The sequence below is a fragment of the Pedobacter ginsengisoli genome, from assembly GCF_002736205.1.
Lineage (GTDB): Bacteria > Bacteroidota > Bacteroidia > Sphingobacteriales > Sphingobacteriaceae > Pedobacter > Pedobacter ginsengisoli_A.
Map to the genome: position 1 here is coordinate 3619411 of NZ_CP024091.1, position 19784 is coordinate 3639194.

Annotated in this window: 14 protein-coding genes and 1 tRNA gene; 8 read left to right on the forward strand and 7 right to left on the reverse strand. The window is 35.8% G+C overall.

Going from position 1 to position 19784, the window contains the following annotated elements; genetic code table 11:
* Positions 1-26: 26 nt before the first annotated feature.
* Entirely contained in the window at positions 27-2828 is a 2802-nt protein-coding gene (uvrA, locus tag CPT03_RS14885) for an excinuclease ABC subunit UvrA (protein WP_099439584.1), read from the reverse strand.
* Between the two features lie 271 nt (positions 2829-3099).
* Here uvrA and CPT03_RS14890 point away from each other — a divergent pair, with 271 nt between their 5' ends.
* From CPT03_RS14890 to recA, 4 genes are all read left to right on the forward strand, one after another.
* Positions 3100-3675, forward strand: a complete 576-nt coding sequence (locus CPT03_RS14890) for an RNA polymerase sigma factor (RefSeq protein ID WP_099439585.1) — start codon at positions 3100-3102, stop codon at positions 3673-3675.
* Between the two features lie 99 nt (positions 3676-3774).
* Positions 3775-3966: a hypothetical protein gene (locus CPT03_RS14895; protein ID WP_157766462.1), complete on the forward strand. Its 192-nt coding sequence runs from the start codon at positions 3775-3777 to the stop codon at positions 3964-3966.
* Positions 3967-4168: 202 nt separating this feature from the next.
* Complete coding sequence (nth, locus tag CPT03_RS14900) at positions 4169-4849, forward strand: endonuclease III (RefSeq protein ID WP_099439587.1); 681 nt, start codon at positions 4169-4171, stop codon at positions 4847-4849.
* Positions 4850-4967: 118 nt separating this feature from the next.
* The gene (recA, locus tag CPT03_RS14905) at positions 4968-5981 is read left to right on the forward strand and encodes a recombinase RecA (RefSeq protein ID WP_099439588.1); all 1014 of its coding nucleotides are present in this window, start codon (positions 4968-4970) and stop codon (positions 5979-5981) included.
* Between the two features lie 68 nt (positions 5982-6049).
* Here the strand turns inward: recA and CPT03_RS14910 are convergent, their stop codons facing one another.
* Positions 6050-6274: a hypothetical protein gene (locus CPT03_RS14910; protein ID WP_099439589.1), complete on the reverse strand. Its 225-nt coding sequence runs from the start codon at positions 6272-6274 to the stop codon at positions 6050-6052.
* 18 nt (positions 6275-6292) lie between these two features.
* A complete protein-coding gene (gene tsaD, locus CPT03_RS14915; RefSeq protein ID WP_099439590.1) occupies positions 6293-7294 on the reverse strand; it encodes a tRNA (adenosine(37)-N6)-threonylcarbamoyltransferase complex transferase subunit TsaD in 1002 nt (333 codons plus the stop codon).
* A 281-nt stretch (positions 7295-7575) separates the two neighbouring features.
* Here tsaD and CPT03_RS14920 point away from each other — a divergent pair, with 281 nt between their 5' ends.
* On the forward strand, positions 7576-11793 hold the full coding sequence (locus CPT03_RS14920) for a translocation/assembly module TamB domain-containing protein (protein ID WP_245869857.1): 4218 nt from the start codon (positions 7576-7578) through the stop codon (positions 11791-11793).
* A 23-nt stretch (positions 11794-11816) separates the two neighbouring features.
* Here CPT03_RS14920 and CPT03_RS14925 read toward each other — a convergent pair whose 3' ends face one another.
* The 3 genes from CPT03_RS14925 to CPT03_RS14935 form a co-directional block, all read right to left on the reverse strand.
* Positions 11817-13028 carry a bifunctional 3,4-dihydroxy-2-butanone-4-phosphate synthase/GTP cyclohydrolase II gene (locus CPT03_RS14925; RefSeq protein ID WP_099439592.1) on the reverse strand — a complete coding sequence of 404 codons (1212 nt, stop codon included), beginning with the start codon at positions 13026-13028 and terminating at the stop codon, positions 11817-11819.
* Positions 13029-13156: 128 nt separating this feature from the next.
* Positions 13157-14593 (reverse strand): LptF/LptG family permease, encoded by a 1437-nt coding sequence (locus CPT03_RS14930; protein ID WP_099439593.1) that lies wholly within the window; start codon positions 14591-14593, stop codon positions 13157-13159.
* 30 nt (positions 14594-14623) lie between these two features.
* Positions 14624-15004: an START-like domain-containing protein gene (locus CPT03_RS14935; RefSeq protein ID WP_068892831.1), complete on the reverse strand. Its 381-nt coding sequence runs from the start codon at positions 15002-15004 to the stop codon at positions 14624-14626.
* Between the two features lie 125 nt (positions 15005-15129).
* Between CPT03_RS14935 and CPT03_RS14940 the strand changes: the two genes are divergently transcribed.
* The 3 genes from CPT03_RS14940 to CPT03_RS14950 all read left to right on the forward strand — a co-directional run bounded on the left by CPT03_RS14940 (position 15130) and on the right by CPT03_RS14950 (position 17829).
* Positions 15130-15203: transfer RNA gene (locus CPT03_RS14940), tRNA-Met, on the forward strand.
* 162 nt (positions 15204-15365) lie between these two features.
* Positions 15366-16901, forward strand: a complete 1536-nt coding sequence (locus CPT03_RS14945) for an IS1182 family transposase (RefSeq protein WP_099437072.1) — start codon at positions 15366-15368, stop codon at positions 16899-16901.
* Between the two features lie 307 nt (positions 16902-17208).
* Positions 17209-17829 (forward strand): methylated-DNA--[protein]-cysteine S-methyltransferase, encoded by a 621-nt coding sequence (locus tag CPT03_RS14950; RefSeq protein ID WP_099439594.1) that lies wholly within the window; start codon positions 17209-17211, stop codon positions 17827-17829.
* Here the strand turns inward: CPT03_RS14950 and CPT03_RS14955 are convergent.
* Positions 17821-19590 carry a S8 family peptidase gene (locus tag CPT03_RS14955; protein ID WP_099439595.1) on the reverse strand — a complete coding sequence of 590 codons (1770 nt, stop codon included), beginning with the start codon at positions 19588-19590 and terminating at the stop codon, positions 17821-17823. The two genes, CPT03_RS14950 and CPT03_RS14955, sit on opposite strands and share 9 nt — an antisense overlap.
* Positions 19591-19784: the final 194 nt, after the last annotated feature.

Consider the following 19784-nt stretch of genomic DNA (forward strand, 5'->3'; position numbering starts at 1 on the left):
TAAAAAAAGCATGCGCGAAGATACAATTATTTCAAATGTGCTTTTAAATACTTAGCGGTATAACTCTCTTTTACCGGCAAAAGCTGTTCAGGCGTGCCTTCAAAAACAATATTACCACCTTTATCTCCCCCTTCCGGACCAATATCTATAACCCAATCTGCTGATTTTATCATGTCCATATTGTGTTCTATTACCAGAATTGTATTTCCTTGTTCTATTAAAGTATTCAAGGCAATAAGAAGCTTTTTAATATCATGAAAATGCAATCCAGTGGTAGGCTCATCAAATATAAATAGTGTTTTATTGGCGTTATTTCCTTTGATTAAGAATGAGGCAAGTTTAATGCGCTGCGCCTCTCCGCCAGATAGGGTATTGGATGACTGTCCCAAATGTACATATCCTAAACCTACATCTACCAGGGGTTGCAGTTTATGCAAAATTTTGGGCTCGTTTTTAAAGAAATCTACTGCTTCTTCGATTGTTAAATCCAAAATATCTGCAACGTTTTTATCCTGGTAGGTTACATCAAGCACCTGTTGCTTAAATCTACGACCTCCGCAAGTTTCGCATGGCAGATAAATATCGGCCATAAACTGCATTTCTATTTTTACCTCTCCCTCTCCCTGGCAAACATCGCAACGGCCACCTTCAACATTAAATGAGAATGCAGCGGGCTTTAAGCCTGAGGCTTTAGATGCAGGCAGCGCCGAAAACAGGGCTCTTACATCATCCCATGCCTTTACATAGGTTACAGGATTTGATCTTGATGAGCGGCCAATAGGATTCTGATCGACCATTTCAACCTGACTTACCAATTCATAATTGCCATAGATGCCATCGTATGCTCCTGTCTGCTCACCTGAGTAATTTCCGATTGCCTTTTGAAGCGCAGGATAAAGTATTTTTTTAATGAGACTTGTTTTTCCTGATCCGGAAACGCCACTCACTACCGTAAAAACACCCAAAGGGAATTTTACGTCTATGTTTTTAAGGTTATTTTCTCTTGCTCCTTTAATTAAAATATGGTCCTTCCATCCTCTTCTTTTTGCTGGAATAGCAATTTGCTCTTCACCTGAAAGGTATTTTCCTGTTAAGCTTTTCTTATCTTTTATGATCTGTTTATAGGTACCGCTAAATACCAGATTACCACCGTGAGTGCCTGCCTCTGGGCCTATGTCTATAATATAGTCGGCAGCTTTCATCATTTCTTCTTCATGCTCCACTACCAGTACCGTATTTCCTACATTTCTAAGAGATTCCAATACTTCTATTAGCTTATTTGTATCTCTTGGATGTAATCCGATACTTGGCTCATCAAGCACATACACTGAACCCACAAGGCTGCTACCCAATGATGTTGCCAGATTAATACGCTGAGATTCGCCTCCGGAAAGTGTATTTGACAACCTGTTAAGTGTTAAATAACCCAAACCAACATTATTAAGATAGAGTACACGGCTACTAACCTCGGCCAATAAACGTTTTGCTATTTTCTCGTCGTTAGCCGACAGGTTTAAATTATTAAAGAAATCAAGTATGGTTGATAAAGGCATCAGAACGATGTCAATAATCGACTTATCATTGATCTTTACATACGAAGCATCCTTACGTAATCGTGATCCCTTACAATCAGGACATGACGTCTTGCCCCGATATCTGGATAGCATTACGCGATATTGTATTTTAAAGGTTTGCTCCTCAAGTTCTTTAAAAAAAGCGTCTAATCCTTCAAAGTATTTATTACCAGTCCATAATAGCCTCTGTTCTTTTTCAGTTAGCTCATTGAATGGCCTGTGAATTGGGAAGTCGAATTTAGCGGCACTTTTAACCAGTTTATTTAACCACTCCTTCATTTTTTCCCCCCTCCATGGCGCAATTGCATTATCAAAAACACTTTTACTCTTATCAGGAATAACAAGGTCTTCATCAATACCTATTACGTTTCCATACCCCTCGCATCTTTTGCATGCGCCATATGGATTATTGAAACTAAAGAAATTTGGTGTAGGCTCATCAAAACGAATTCCATCAAGTTCAAAACGGTCACAGAAGTTTGTTAATTTCCCTTCATGCTCTACAAAACAGTCGCCCTTTCCTTCAAAGAAAGCAGTTTGAACTGAATCAGCAATACGGCTTAATGTTTCATCAGCTGAATTAACAACAATACGGTCAATCAGAATCCTGATTGTATTTTCATCTTTTAATTCGAAATCCTTGAATGTTTCATCTTCCAGAATTGCTTCAATCTTCTGAATTTTATCCTGATAGGAAACCCTTAGAAAACCTTTTTGTAAAAGTACAGCCAGCTCTTCCTTTACAGACCTGTTATTGTGCGGGAATAATGGACAAAATATAGTAACGGTACTTTCATCATCCATGTTAGATATAAAATCAACAACTGTAGTAACGGTATCTTTTTTTACTACTTTACCGGAAATTGGAGAATATGTTTTCCCTATTCTGGAGAACAGAAGTTTAAGATAATCATATATTTCAGTTGAAGTGCCAACAGTAGAGCGAGGGTTTGAGGTAATAACCTTTTGTTCAATTGCTATAGCCGGAGCTATTCCTTTTATGTAATCAACATCAGGTTTGTTCATCCTCCCCATAAATTGGCGGGCATAGGAAGACAAGCTCTCTACATATCTTCTCTGGCCTTCGGCATATAGTGTGTCAAATGCCAAAGATGACTTGCCTGACCCTGACATTCCGGTAATAACTACCAGTTTGTTTTTTGGAATAGCTACATCAATATTTTTAAGATTGTGAACTCTGGCACCTTTTATGATAATATTTTTGTGTGGATCTTTGTCGATTTCGTTATTCATTGATTTCGTGATAGAATACTGCTAATATACCTCAAAAAACGAATATTTGTTTTTTTGGGAGGATGCAAAAATAAGGCTCTGAGACCACTTTTATTTTTTTTTAACACTTTTTCTATTGAATTCTAATAAAAAAATGCTTCTTTTGAAACTAATTAACTGAACAACATACACCACCATCATAAAAACCAATAGGAGAAATAATATCGAAACAAACATCTACTAAGTATTTTTTTGGCATTTAACAGCAAGGGAATTTAGTTAGGATACTCCTATGAAATTACAACAATATAGTGATCAGGATTTGGTTAAGTTATACCTTACCGGCAATGAGGCCGTTTTGGAAGAACTTTTAAGAAGACACAAATCAAAAATTTATACATCAATCTATTTATTGGTTAAAGACCAGTATTTAGCAGAAGATATATTTCAAGATGCCTTTATTAAGGTAATTAACACATTAAGATCTGGACGTTATAACGAAGAAGGTAAATTTTTACCATGGGTAATGCGTATTGCACATAACCTTGTGATAGATTACTTTAGACGTGAAAAACGAGGACCAGTTATTACAAGTGCCGATGGCACCGATGTATTTAATATGCTTCAGTTTCATGAAGAAAGTGCAGAAGATAGAATTTTAAGAGAACAAACCCATTTTGATTTAAGGGCCATGATTCACTTATTACCTGACGATCAGAAAGAAGTATTGATAATGCGTCATTATGCTGACCTTAGCTTTAAGGAAATAGCTGACCTAACCGATGTAAGCATAAACACTGCATTAGGCCGTATGAGGTATGCTTTGAGCAATCTTCGGAAAATGATGAAGGTGAAAGAAATATCCTGATATCAGTAGAAAAAAGAAAATATAAAAAATTGTTGTTTGGGTTAAAATAAATTAATAACAATAGCGTTAATTAGTAAAACTAATATACGTTTATTGCTTATGATGGAAACCTCTACTTCAGTTAACAAACTAAATTACGAACAGAAAAAACAGGAGATGATTCCTGCAAATGATGTTGAACCACAGGATTTACAGTTCTATGAGAACATTAAATCGCAACTGGATAGCTTAGCTAAAAACCCTTCTGAAACAACAATTTCGAAGATTTTAGCCTATTCCAGAGCCAAGTAATTTAAGAAACGAAAAAAAGCTGCTAAAAATTTAGCAGCTTTTTTTTTATTCCTTTAATGAAATTCATTATATCCAAAAAGGAAATAACAATCCATTTTGTCGTTTTGAAAACTATGAATGTCGTTAAAATGAAATTAAGCCAGTTACTATTTCTGAGATATATTAAATTGAAAATTAAAGGCAAAAATATCTAAGTTTGTAGATGCTCAAAAAAGAAAGATATAAGCTTTTTGTGGCCCATTTTTCTGCAAAGCAACCAGATGCCGAAACAGAATTGCACTACAACAATCCATTTCAATTACTGATAGCAGTAATCTTATCTGCTCAGTGTACTGATAAAAGAATAAATCAGGTAACACCTGCATTGTTTAAGCGCTTTCCGGATGCCAGATCTTTGGCTGATGTTACACCCGATATTGTTTTCGATTATATCAGAAGTGTTAGCTACCCGAATAACAAGGCTAAACATTTGGTTGGTATGGCTAAAATGCTGCTTAACGACTTTAATAACGAAGTCCCATCTGATGTGAATGATTTACAGAAAATGCCTGGTGTTGGAAGAAAAACAGCAAATGTTATAGCTTCTGTTATCTATAATGCACCCGCTATGGCGGTTGATACACACGTTTTCAGGGTTGCAAACAGGATTGGATTAACTACCGGAAAAACTCCACTAACTGTAGAAAAAGACTTAGTTAAGAATTTGCCTGAAGAAACAATACATGTTGCACACCATTGGCTGATATTGCATGGCAGGTATATATGTGTGGCAAGATCTCCAAAGTGTAGTATCTGCGAAATCACAAGTTTTTGCAAATATTATCAAAACACGAATAAAATAACTAAAATATTTAGTGATTCAGAACCCTCAATAAAAAAATAATAATTTTATTTGCTATTTTAAATTAAATAATAGTTATGTTTGCTAACATAATTAGTAAAAAGAAAATCATTTTACGTTAAGAAATGTAAGTCATTACTTTCTTGCAGAATTAAATAATATGAGCACAAACGCAGACAAATTAAAAGCATTACAACTTACTTTAGATAAGTTAGAAAAATCATATGGTAAAGGCACCGTTATGAAATTGGGTGACAATGCTGTAGAACCAACAGAATCTATTTCAACCGGTTCTATTAGTTTAGATATTGCCTTAGGCATTGGCGGAGTACCAAAAGGAAGAATTATTGAAATATATGGCCCTGAATCTTCAGGTAAGACAACTTTAGCAACTCATATTATTGCTGAAGCACAAAAAAAAGGTGGTTTAGCAGCTATTGTTGATGCCGAACACGCATTTGATAAAGGCTATGCAAAAAAACTGGGTGTAGATGTAGATAACCTATTAATTTCACAACCAGATAATGGTGAACAGGCTTTAGAAATTGCTGATAATTTAATCAGATCAGGAGCTATTGATGTAATTGTGATCGACTCCGTTGCCGCTTTAGTTCCTAAAGCTGAGATTGAAGGTGAAATGGGAGATTCAAGAATGGGGCTTCAAGCTCGTTTAATGTCGCAGGCTTTGCGTAAATTAACAGGAACCATCTCTAAAACCGGATGCTGCTGCATTTTTATCAACCAGTTACGCGAAAAGATTGGTGTAATGTTTGGTAATCCTGAAACTACCACTGGCGGTAATGCTTTAAAGTTCTATGCATCTGTACGCTTAGATATTCGCAGAACTTCTCAGATTAAAGATTCTGACGAGGTTGCAGGTAACAGGGTTAAAGTGAAAATTGTTAAAAACAAGGTTGCCCCTCCTTTCCGTATCGCTGAATTTGACATTATGTTTGGTGAAGGTATATCTAAAACAGGTGAAATTATTGATTTAGGTGTTGACTTTAACATCATCAAAAAAGCAGGCTCGTGGTTCTCTTATGGAGAAACCAAACTTGGTCAGGGTAGGGATGCGGTTAAGCAGTTATTACTGGATAACCCTGAATTATCTGAAGAAATTGAAGCAAAAATCAGAGCTGAAGTTACCGGTGAAAAGTTGGAAGAGAACGCTTAAATTATACTCATTAAATAAAAAGAAGGGGGATTTTGAACAAAATCCCCCTTCTTTTTATTTAAGCTTTTTTACTTATAGCTTGGAGCTTGACTATCTGGTGCCATTCCGGGAGTATTCTTCTCCATAAAGTGGGTGTCTATCTTAACAATAGCAATAATTGCTATGATAGTCATCATCACCAAAACAACAAGACCAATATAGTTCCTATTTTTATCTTTCTTAATTAACCATATTAAAAAGATGATTAATGGCAAAAGCATTAAACCAAAGAAAACAAAACTCATTACACCCATAATTATACCTTTTATATATTAAAATTCCATTCTGGACAAAGGTGCAACATCTTGCTGCACAAAATCCTTATTTAAATACTTGTAATAACCAGCAATAGCAATCATACCCGCATTATCTGTGCAATACTGAAATGCCGGTATAAATACCTTCCAGTTTAGTTCCTCTGCCATGGCAGTTAATCCTGCCCTTAATCCACTATTAGCAGATACTCCCCCCGCAATAGCTATATCCTTAATTCCGTACTGCTTTGCAGCCTTCTTTAATTTATTTAACAGTATATAAACTATACTATGTTGAACGGAAGCGCAAATATCATTTAGGTTCTCGGAAATAAAGTTTGGATTCTCTTTCTCCTGATTCCTGATAAAATACAAAATAGAGGTTTTAAACCCGCTGAAGCTATAATTGAGGTCTTTAATTTGGGGTTCGCCAAACTTGTAAGCCAAAGGATTTCCCAGGGCAGCATACTTATCTATTAGTGGCCCACCGGGATAAGGTAAATTTAAAATCTTAGCTGTTTTATCAAATGCCTCACCTGCGGCATCATCTAGTGTCTCACCAACTATCTCCATATCAAAATGGCTTCGCACCACAACAATTTGAGTATGTCCACCAGATACCGTTAAGCATATAAATGGAAAGCTAGGTTTTGGATCATCAATAAAGTGCGCCAATATATGAGCGTGCATATGATTTACTGATATCAGAGGCAGATCTAACGCTAACGCAAATGACTTTGCAAAGGAAACCCCTACCAGAAGTGAGCCTAATAATCCGGGGCCTTGAGTAAAAGCAACGGCGTTTAACTCCTTTTTACTAACTTTAGCATCACTTAATGCTTGTTGTATTACCGGGACGATATTTTGCTGATGAACCCTTGAAGCTAATTCAGGAATTACACCACCATAATTTTGATGAATTGTTTGGTTTGCAATAACATTGGCAGTAATTTTGCCGTTGTTACATATAGCAACAGAGGTTTCATCGCAGGAAGATTCTATAGCAAGTATTACAGACACGTTTATTATTATTAAGCTACAAAATTATTAAAAAACTATTAAAAATACTTCTTTGGGTCGTTGCATCGGTATTATTACTTGCCGGTGTCATTCTTTTTGCAATCCAATTTAAGCCCATTCAAACTTTTGTAGCTAAAAAAGCGGCAGCATACTTATCTAAAGAGCTTAATACGACAATCTCCTTAACGGGTATCTATATAAAACCATTTAAGTATGTTGTTATAGAGAACCTGATTGTATTAGATCAGCAGAAAGATACCATACTTAACACGCCTAAATTTTTGGTTGATATTAATCAGCTTTCGCTTAAAAAACGTATAGTTGACATCAATACAGTACAAATTAATAATGGTTCTTTCTTTTTAAAATCTTATAAAGACAGATCTACCAATCTTGATTTTATTATTGACTACTTTGATTCCGGTCCCCCAAAGGTTAAAACTAAAAAGAAACCTTACAAAATATCTTTCGATAGGGTAATTCTGAACAACATTAGTTTTAAATATAAAAACTTAAGGATCGATACAGTAATAAAAGGGGTAAACTTTGATGATGTTTATCTGACTAGTTTTAATGGAATTTTTGAAAAATTAAATACTACAGACCATATCCTTCAGGCAGATATTAAAAACCTGACCTTTAAAGAAAAAAGTGGTTTCTATTTAAAGAACCTTACTGCATTTACTACTGTGGATACCAATGGCATTGAGCTAAAAAATCTAATGCTGGTTACTAACAAAAGTAGGCTATCTGATTACTTCCAGATGCGGTTTAATAAGTACCGCGACTTTAGGGACTATGTGAATAAGGTGAGAATGAAAGCCGATTTCAAGAACAGCTATCTTTCTTCGCGCGATGTGGCCTATTTTGCACCTGAACTGGATCAAATGAATCTCGAGATTGAAGTTGATGGAAGGGTTACCGGACTGGTAAATAATCTTAAGGCTAAAAAACTATCTGTTAAAGCCGGAAAAGCAACATACATTAAAGGAGACTTTATTGTAAAAGGATTGCCAAACCTTAAAGAGACATTCATGGACCTTAAAATAGAGATGGCGGGAACAAATAAAGCTGATCTTGAGGAGATTTTAACAAGTACCACAGGCAAAAAAACTAAAGTGATTCCGGAAGTTGTTGGCAAATTTGGCAACATTAATTTTAATGGCTCATTTACAGGATTTCAAAATGACTTTATTGCCTATGGGGAGTTCAAAACTAAACTAGGCAGGTTGGTTTCGGATGTTAACATGAAGATAGATAAGAAAGGAATACCTTCTTATAAAGGTAATGTTAAAGCCTTCGACTTTAATTTAGGTAATCTTTTAAATGAGGATGACCTGGGCAGAGTTTCCGCTTCCCTGAACGTAGAGGGAAGAGGTACAGAAATAAAAAGCCTTTCTGAGAAACTTAATGGAGATATAGATTACATTGATTTTAATCAATACAGGTATAGAAATGTTAAGATTGATGGAACCTTCGATAAAAAATATTTCGACGGGCGTTTGAAAATTAATGACAAAAATGTTCAGCTCGTTTTTGATGGCGGTGTAAACCTAAACCCTAAGTTGCCGGTATTTAATTTTAAGGCACAAATAAGCAATGCCAAGCTAAAAACATTAAACCTATATAAAGATTCTTTAAAAATTGATGCTACATTCAGCACCAATTTTTCTGGTACTAACCTCAATAACATACAGGGTAAACTTTTAATTCAACAGATTAAATTGGATAATGTTAAAGGTATTTATAACATTGATTCGGTTGAACTAAAAGCTTCTGGCATAGGTAGAGATAGAGATCTTACAATTCATTCGGATATTTTAGATGCCAGTTTAAAAGGCCAGTATAATCTAAACACAATCCCCTCATACTACAAAGCACTAGCTAAGAAATACATCCCCTCGCTTAAAACCACCATCCTCCCTTACGGAGACCAGATATTTCAGTTTAATTTAAAAATTAAAAGATTTGAACCCATTGCGGAACTCCTGGCCCCCGGTCTGCAAATTGATGATGATGCTGTTTTTATTGGAAATTTTGATTCTTCGAACAACATTGCAACATTAAATGGTTTCGTAAAAAAATTGAAATACAAGGGCATTACGGCAAACAATATTATCGTTGATGAAAACACTTCAGTAAATCAATTACAAGCCATTATAACATCAGACAGGGTTGATTTAAATGATAGCTTGTACATTAAGAATGTCAACATCTCTAATATATTGAGAAACGACAGTCTTGCTCTTAACTTAAAACTTGCCAATTCTGATGATGCAAATCAACTGGATTTAAATGGATTGGTTGAGTTTGCAAACGACACTACCGCCAGAGTAAGCATACTCCCTTCTGAACTGAAAGTAAATAATGAGGACTGGAAGATTCAGGAGAAAGTAAGGATCAATTTTCATGAAGGAAAAACAGAGATTACCAATTTCGATTTAAGTAATGGCAACCAGCTGCTAACCATAGATGGAACGCTTTCTGATGACCCAAAAGATTTACTTCTTGTTGGATTTAAAGAATTTAGCTTAAAAACAATAAATCCATTTGTAAAGGCATTTGGCGTACAACTAGCTGGCAATGTTAATGGCGAAACTAAGCTCTATAACATCCTTAAATCTCCTAAGATCTCAGATAATCTGAAAATTGATTCTCTAACTTTTAACAATACCCATATTGGTGATTTGACAGATACTTCTTCGTACGATCGTGCAAATAATGTAGCTAACATCTTCACGAATATAGTTACCGCAGACAGAGAAACGCTTAGAGCAGTAGGCTCTCTTGACCTTGAAACGAAAGAAATAGACGTAAAAATAAAGCTAGATAAAAGTGAAGTAGCAGTATTAGAACCATTTGTTAACGATCTTGTATCAAACCTTAAAGGTCATATATCATCGAACTTAACCGTTACCGGTCCATTTGAAAAACCTGCAATTAATGGGGAGGTCTCGTTTGATAATGCAGAGGTAACTGTCAATTATCTAAAAACAAGATATAAGCTAAACGATCAGGTGGACGTTGAAAATAGCGTAATCAGAATTAACGATTTGAAGCTACTTGATGTTGACGATAACGAAGCCATAGCGAATGGAACTGTTGACCTTAACAACATCAATACACCGACTTTAGACATTGATATAGATGCCAAAGATTTCATGGCTTTAAATACTACGGAAAAAGACAATCCTATATATTTTGGAAAGGCTTATGGAACCGGCACTTTTAAATTTAAAGGACCAACAAATAATCTATTTATAGATATCAATGCCAAAACGGAAAAAGGGACAGTTTTTAACCTTCCTCTTAATAGCTCCGAAACCGTATCAAATAAAGATTTTATAACATTTGTTAGCAAAGACACCACCAAGGTTGTAAAGAAAGCAACCAGTTTTGACGGGCTTACAATGAGACTGAAGCTTGAAGTTGATGCAAATAGCACTGCAAATATTTATACTACTTTAGGAAACCTGAGCGGTAAAGGCTACTCTAAAAACTTAGCTCTTAATATCAATAGCCTTGGAGATTTTGAGATGTCGGGTGACTATATAATTGAATCAGGAAGCTTTGATTTCACAGCCCAGGAAATTATAAATAAAAAATTTAATATCAGACAAGGGGGCACTATCAGGTGGACTGGAAATCCAACAACTGCTCAAATAAATTTAAAGGCAATTTACTCTCTTCGTGCAGGATTGAGCGATCTCTATACTGCTGCGAATAGAGATGGTGGAGGTAATTCCTCTGAGCGTGTACTTACCGAAGTAGAGATGGGCTTAAGTGGTTCATTATTAAAACCAGATATTAAGCTTGATATATTCTTTCCTTCAAATCCGGCCATTAAAGAAGAAATGCAATCTTATTTTAATGATGACAATAATAGAAACCTCCAGGCACTTAGTTTGATTATAAGGCGTAGTTTTGCTCCAGGAACCGGAAAAGAGGCTCTTGGTAAGCAGTTAACATCGGGAGTGGCAAGTACTGCTACCGAACTACTATTTAATCAGTTTAACAATGTTTTATCATCCCTTAATCTTGATTTTGTGGACATCAATATTCGTTCACTTAGTGAAGCAAATGCTTCTTTCAGATTCTTTAATGATCGCGTAGTTTTAAATGCCGGAATCGTTGATAAACGGAGTACAAATGATTTATCGCCAATCGGCTTTACAAGAAATAACGTTGGAGGAGAAGTTGAGGTTTTGGCCTTGATAAAAAAAGATGGAACTTTAGTAGGTAAACTTGCTAATAAACCCCCTACTCAACAAAATACATTTTTTAACACTGGTGTTAGCCAAAATAACAACGTAACTTCTTTTGGTCTAATCTATACCCAACAGTTTGACAGTTTTAGGGAGTTTGTTCAAAGAATATCAGGTACCTACAATCAAAAGTTAAAGAAGAAAGCTGAAGAAGAGAAAAAGCAACCTCCGGTGAATAAACAGCCTGTAAACAAAGAGGCTGTTCCATCAGAAAAAAAGAACAAAAAAAAGTAGGTTATTAAATAACCTACTTTTTTTTAACCTTTCATTATTTGATGCCCCATCTTATCACGTTTTGTTTTAAGATATTGCTCATTATGAATATTACTCTCTATTTCAATTGGAATATTTTCTACAATCTCTAAACCGTAACCAATTAAACCCGCACGTTTAGTAGGGTTATTAGACATCAATCTCATTTTGGTAATTCCTTGTGCCCTTAGTATTTGAGCTCCAACCCCATAATCTCTTTCATCTCCTTTAAAGCCCAATTTGATATTCGCTTCCACAGTATCTAAACCAGCATCTTGCAGGTTATATGAACGTAGTTTATTAACAAGTCCTATACCTCTTCCCTCCTGATTCATATAAACGATTACTCCTTTGCCTTCCTTATCAATCATTTCCATCGCTTTGTGCAATTGAGGACCACAATCACATCTGCATGACCCAAAGATATCGCCAGTAACACAAGAGCTATGTACCCTTGTTAATACAGGTTCATCTATTGTCCATTCTCCTTTACTAATTGCAAGGTGTGTGGCACCAGTATCGGTCTGAGTATAAGCCGTCATTTTAAAATCACCCCATTGAGTAGGTAGGTTTACAGTTACTTCCTGCTCTATCAGGCTTTCTTTGCTTAACCTGTATGAGATAAGATCTTTTATACTGATTATTTTAAGCTGATGTTGCGCTGCAATCTTAATAAGATCTGGTAGTCTTGCCATTTCTCCATCATCCTTCATAATCTCAACCAATACACCTGCGGGCTCCAGACCTGCAAGCCTTGCAAGATCTACAGATGCTTCAGTATGTCCTGAACGTCTCAGCACGCCCCCATCTTTAGATCGTAGTGGAAATATATGACCTGGCCTTCCCAATTCATCCGGATCAATATTCGGATCAATCAAAGCTTTAATAGTTTTTGACCTATCGGATGCAGAAATACCAGTTGTACATCCATGCCCTCTTAAATCAACAGAAACAGTAAAATTAGTTTCGTAAACAGCCGTATTTTTCCCCACCATTAGGTCCAAACCTAATTCATCACATCTTTCTTCTGTTAAAGGAGCACAAATTAAGCCTCTACCATAGGTAGCCATAAAATTTATCATTTCTGGAGTAGCATTGGCTGCAGCAGTAATGAAATCACCTTCATTCTCTCTATCCTCGTCGTCTACAACAATAATAGCTTTACCCGCCTTTATTTCCGCAATAGCATCTTCTATTGTATCTAATTTGATTTCCATTTTTCTGAATATATCAATAATCAAAATTTACTGTGCAAAGTTACAATCTTCAAAACCAATTCCATGCTATAAACTATCATAAATAAGTAATGAATATTAGTTACTTGCCCCTCTAAACAATATAACTATTACTGATTGTTGCCGTTTGATTTTCTCTTTTTAAACAGATTTAAAAATAACTGTTTAAAATATCCCACATCAAATAAAGCTGAATCTACCGTTGCTTTATAAGTAAGGAAAGCACCCAAAGGAGACAAAATAAATATCGCAAGCCACATCCCAAAGAAAGGTCTTAGCGATCCTGTAGTTGCGGATTTTTCAGAAACTGTAGCTATAATATGATACAAAAGAAAAAACACAATAGCCATCACAACAGGTAATCCCAATCCACCTTTTCTTATAATAGCCCCTAAAGGTGCACCAATAAAGAACAACAAAAGGCAGGATACTGCAAGTGTAAACTTTCTCTGATACTCCAACTGTACCTTTATTATACTTCTGGTTCTCTCCTCAAAATCAGTAACTCGCGAAGCTGCCGTTTGTTTTACTGATGTTGCCAGATCCAGAGCACTGGTAATAACAGTCAACCTTTCCTTTTCAGGAACCATCTTTAGAATATCTCCTTTAATTACTTTAGGGGCTACTTTAACATGCGTGTATCCTTTAGAATAATTATTTTGTCTGTAATAACTATTTACACTGGTTGAGGCAAACTTATTTACACTATCCAACTCTTTGGTTAAGGAATCTCTTTTCTTTGTCAGACCTTTCAGATTCAACATTTGGGTATTGTTTCTGAAATCCTGTTCATCAGTCCTGGCCATTTTAAAGCTGGAGATATCGAATTTCTGATCTGTTTCAGTAAACCGCATTCTTGTTAACTCCTGCCTCGGATTGTTATAAGTATTACGGCCACTTGATTCTTCATACCTAACTCCATTTTTTAGCTTTAAATAAAGGAACTTATCACTGCTATACATTTTACCTTCTTTAGCAATGATAATCTTGGCCATTCCATTGTTATTAGTATGATCATAAATCATTACATCGTACAACGAAACACCATCATCTCCTTTTTTATCAACCCTAATGGAATAGCCCGGTATGCTATTATTAAAAACACCTTCTTTAATCAAGAAGGATAATTTTTTATTAGTTATATCCCACAGCAATGAGCCATATTTCAAGTTGGCTTTAGGAAGCATATAATCTGAAAATATGAACGAGCTTATGGCAATAAATATAATGAGCACAAAAAGAGGCCTCATTGCCTTTTGCAAAGATAATCCGGCCGATTTAATAGCAACCAGCTCATAATTCTCTCCCAGTGTTCCAAAAGTCATTATTGATGATAACAATATAGACAATGGAAGAGCCATGGACACATTTGCCGCAGAAGCATAGTACATTAACTCAAGTATAATGTACCATTCAAATCCCTTTCCTATTAAATCATCAACATATTTAAATAGAAAAAGCATTAGCAAAATAAACATCACAATAAAAAATGTGACGAAGAAGGGCCTTATGAATGCTTTGAGTAGAAGTAAATGAATCTTTTTCAATATACAAATGTATACAAAGCTATTGAAAAACTAGGCACCAATTACACTGTGCAGGTAGTTAATCTGATTATCCCAAATTAGAGTTCGCTCAGCTAATGTCTCATCAGTAGCGAAATCAGTTATTGAAAGAGCAACATCATTTGTCAATTCATCCTGTACAATTTCCATTTCAAAATAACAGTGAGGCTCATCCTCAACCCATTTAAATTTTACTGATTTATTTTCTTTTACGCTAAGCAACTTCGCTTTCTGTATTTCATCGTCCCATGTGAAAGTATATACCTGATCTCTGAAAATCACATCATCCGCAAACCACTGAGACAGTCCATTCGGCTCACTAATAAAACTAAATAAAATACGTGGAGACGACCTCAATTCATATTCTAACGTAAATTTTTTCTTTTCCGACATCGTTAAACCCTTATATTCTGAATTATTAGACTATTTTTTTAATATTTGTTTCTAAAGAAAAGTAATTTATTCTATATTTGCAACTCTTTAGAAAATCACAACGATTTTTTAGTGAATAAAAGTCCGGCGGGGTAGCTCAGATGGTTAGAGCGCAGGATTCATAACCCTGAGGTCGGCAGTTCGATCCTGCTCCCCGCTACTGGAAAAAAGAGCCCGTATCATAAATCGTGATACGGGCTCTTTTACGTTTACCAGTATTTCTATAGTCTTGATTATTAACAATTTAAGTTGTTTTTTTTAGTATTAAATTTGGTTTAACTTATTGATTTTCATATATTTATGATATAAATCAGTAGTGAATATGGCCAATAAGAAACCCGTTTTTAAGCCCTATTATCAACATCAGCTCATGGCGTTTCCGCCTACTTTCGATGAGTTGATTCCAGCAGATCATACTGTAAGACTTGTCGACAAGATTATTAATGTGATCAATGTAGAACCTTTGTTGAATGCTTACCACATCAGAGGTGCGTCCAATTATCATCCGATATTACTTTTAAAAGTTTTGGTCTACGGCTATGTGACCAATACGTATTCCAGTAGAAAGCTGGCCATAGCTTGCCGGGAAAATGTTCCTTTCATGTGGTTGAGCGGCATGAGTAAACCGGATCACAATACGATCAACCGATTTCGGGGTGTCCGCTTAAAACATGCCCTGCGCAGTGTATTTGAGGAAGTGGTTAAATATCTGGCCGAAGAAGGACTACTAAGTATTGATGAAGTTTATACCGATGGAACCAAAATTGAGGCCAATGCCAACAAGTACACTTTTGTCTGGAAAAAATCCATTCAGACCAATAAAGCGAAGATGCAAAAGCAGTTGGATGAAATCTGGAACTACGCCCAGAGTGTGGCTACGGTAGAAGATTTATTACCTGAACCGCCTACAGCCAAAATAGTAAGTCCGGAAAGCATCCAGGCAGCGGTTGATAAACTCAATGAAGTACTGGCTAACAATGATCAGGTTGATAAAAAGACCAAAGCAAAGCTCCATTACCTCACTAAAAACTATCCCGAAGCTATCGCCAAGTATAAGCATCAGGAAGAAATACTCGCCCAGCGCAATAGCTACAGCAAGAGCGATCCGGATGCTACTTTTATGAGAATGAAAGAAGATCATATGCGTAACGGACAGCTCAAACCCGCTTATAATGTGCAGATATCCACTTCAAACCAGTTTATTGTCAACTACACCATTCACTCCAATCCTACAGACACCTTAACTTTAAAATCACACCTGGAGCAACATGAAAATAGTTTCAATCGTCCCCCAAAGACCCTTACTGCTGACGCCGGTTATGGATCAGAAGAGAATTATGCCCTGTTGGAGCAAAAACAGGTGGAGTCTTTCGTTAAGTTTAACATGTTTGATAAACAACAAAATGTACACTATAATCAAAAATATCCTTTTGCTGCAAATCAGCTTTTTTATCATGAACAAAAAGATGCTTACATCTGTCCAATGGGACAAAGCATGGAATTTGTGGGAATAGTTAAAAAACGTACCACAAGCGGATTCCAGCAGCAAGTCAGGCGATATCAAGCCAAAAATTGCAACAATTGCCCACTAAACGGTGCTTGCCACAAATCCAAAGACGACCGCTTGATAGAAATCAATGAAAATCTGCAAAGACATAAGCAAAAAGCACATCAGCTACTCAATACAGAGCGAGGCATCAGTCACAGAAAGAAACGATGTCATGATGTAGAACCTGTTTTTGCCAATATCAAACAGAACCACGGGTTCCGCCGATTCATGCTCAGAGGTAAGCAAAAAGTAGAAATAGAATGGGGATTATTGGCAATTGCACAAAACATAAGGAAAAAAGCAGCTTAAGAGAGCTGGTTTTTGTACGCATCAAGAAATATTCAAAGAAAAAAGGTATAGTAAGGAAATACTCAGAACGGATCTCACAATAAACAAAAAAGGAAGCCGTATCATCGTTTGATTAATGATACGGCCTCTTTTTTATTCTTTCTTCTTTCCTCCCTAAATGCTCTATCTTTTTGATATTAACATTGTTAACATCAAGATTTACTAATATTAAATAATGATTAGATTTACATAGCGTTAAAGAACTATAGATATGCGCAAGAATCGGGTAGAATCCTCCTGATTAAAGAATTAAATTCGGCAATAAATTATGAATAACAAGCTTTCCTCCGACAATACTGGCTTTGCCGAAAGATATCCTTGGATATTTGAAAAATCATCTTCTAGCTCCAATAAAAAGGCCACAATAAAGATGACAGAGTTATCTACTCCTTTAGGCCTTATGTTAGCAGGAGCAACCTCCGAGGGCGTATGCTTGCTTGAATTCACCAACAGGATCAGGTTAGAAGAAGAATTCATTGAATTACAAAGACTACTTGATGCAGATATGGTTGTGGGAAGAAATGAACATCTAGATCAATTGGAAAATGAGTTAACCGAATATTTCATTGGAAACTTGAAAACCTTCTCAGTTCCATTACATACCCCTGGTAATGATTTTTCACAATCTGTATGGAAAACACTTCAGCAAATTCCCTATGGAAAAACATGCTCATACAAAGAACAAGCTGAAATGATGAACAATCCAAAAGCAATTCGCGCAATTGCATCTACAAACGGCCGAAACCGTTTAGCAATTATAGTACCCTGTCATCGTGTAATTGGCAGTGATGGAAAAATGACCGGCTATGCTGCCGGAATCGATAAGAAAAAATGGCTATTGCAATTTGAAAGAAATAACTCCGAAATTGAAGATGGTTATTTATTTTGATTGATAGCTCTCTGCAAGTTTAAGGGCCTCATAAGCATTAACTATACCTCCACTAACACATAGATCTGAAAAAGGCACACGAACAGTCTCACCCCTTTCATTTTTATACTTAACTTTCTGTTGAACCTTAGACACAGACTTCATTATTATTTCCCTAACCTGATGAGGTTTAAGATCTGGATAATAACTCAAAATCAATGCTGACAGCCCAGATACAACTGGAGCAGCCATACTGGTTCCATCAAACTCTTCATACTTAGAGCCCGGGACCGTTGAATTAATCATAAAACCAGGAGCAAATACGTCCACATTGTATTTACCATAATTTGAAAAAGACGCTTTTAGATTTGCATCATTTGCATATGCACTTGCTCCAACTTCTATCCAGTTACTTGCATGTGGCAATTTAAATTTAGCTGTGTCTATTTCTGGCTTTTTAATAACAAGAGAATTCGGGCCTCTTCTCATGCCCTGACTTTGCATTTGATTCTGATTTTGTTCAATCTTAAAAGGAATTGCTGCCAATGCCTTCTTTTTAATCAACTTTTTGTAAGCGGCAGCTTCCGGCCCATCAAAATACTTGTTGGGATAATTCTCTTTAACATCAACATCTTCATTGTCATTTCCAGCTGCATGAACAAGTAGTACGCCCTTTTCCTCTGCATATTTCACCGCCTCATCTACAACTTCCTTATTCCATTTATATCCTTTACCAAAGCTCATATTAATAACTTTAGCACCATTATCCACAGCATATCTGATGCCATTGGCAACATCCTTGTCTCTCTCATCTCCTTCTGGTACCACCCTGATTGCCATTATACTAACATTATTGGCTATTCCATTAATCCCTATTGAATTAGCCCTGTTAGCGCCTATTATGCCTGAAACATGCGAACCATGCTCAGCATTAGGCCCTGCAACATCATTATTTCCGTATAAACGTTCTTTTGGATTTGAATAATCGTCCCCAACCAACTCCTGTCGCTGATCATATTTCACATTCAGATTATATTTAAGCATTACATCATATTGCTTATAAGCATCCTTCATTTCCTTATAGAACTTGTCGATACCTCCACTATCCTTAGAACCACCTCTTATAATTTTCTTTACTTGTTCCTCATCTTCATTGTCTGCCACATACTTATCTATATCTTCTAATGATGGTATCTTCTTATTATTAATAAACGCTACAGAATCAAGAACCTTATTAATCATACTCACAATCCCGAATGTATAGTGAGCCTCGTTATATTTTTTTCCAAATTCTGCATTAGCTTTAAGGTATAAAGCGTATTCTTCCTTTTGAGTGCTATCTAATACTGTAGATCGAATGGTTGACACATACTTAGGGCCATATACTCGAAGTATCCGTACCAATTCCAGATTATCATAGGCCAGGTCGCCTTTTTTAGATCCTATAAAATTCCAGCCATGTATATCGTCAACATATCCATTACCATCATCATCTATTCCGTTACCTGGAATCTCCTTTTTATTAGTCCACAGAACATCTTTTAAATCCTCATGGTTTATATCCACTCCTCCGTCAATTACTGCAACAATCACATTTTGTTTTGGCTTTTTATTACTAAGTAATTCCTTATACACTTTCTCCGTACTTATCCCAAAATAGCCATCTGCAACTAAATCTAAATTATACCAATTGGCAGGAAGTTTCACATCTTTACTTTGCGAAAACGCAGAGTTGCTTAAGATAAAGCTAAATGCAAAAAGCAATATATATCTCAATTTCATCAAAAGTGCCTTTTATAGAATTAACGTAAAATACAATTATACGGTTTTATTGTATCTCTGAACAAGATTTAGCATTTTTTAACATAGTGTGCTTTAGAAAGATATTTCAGAAATCACTATAAACATCATGCACAGTTAAAGCTCAAGTTTAATTAACCAGGAAGGTTATAACGCCAAAAACCCTGTAATTTATC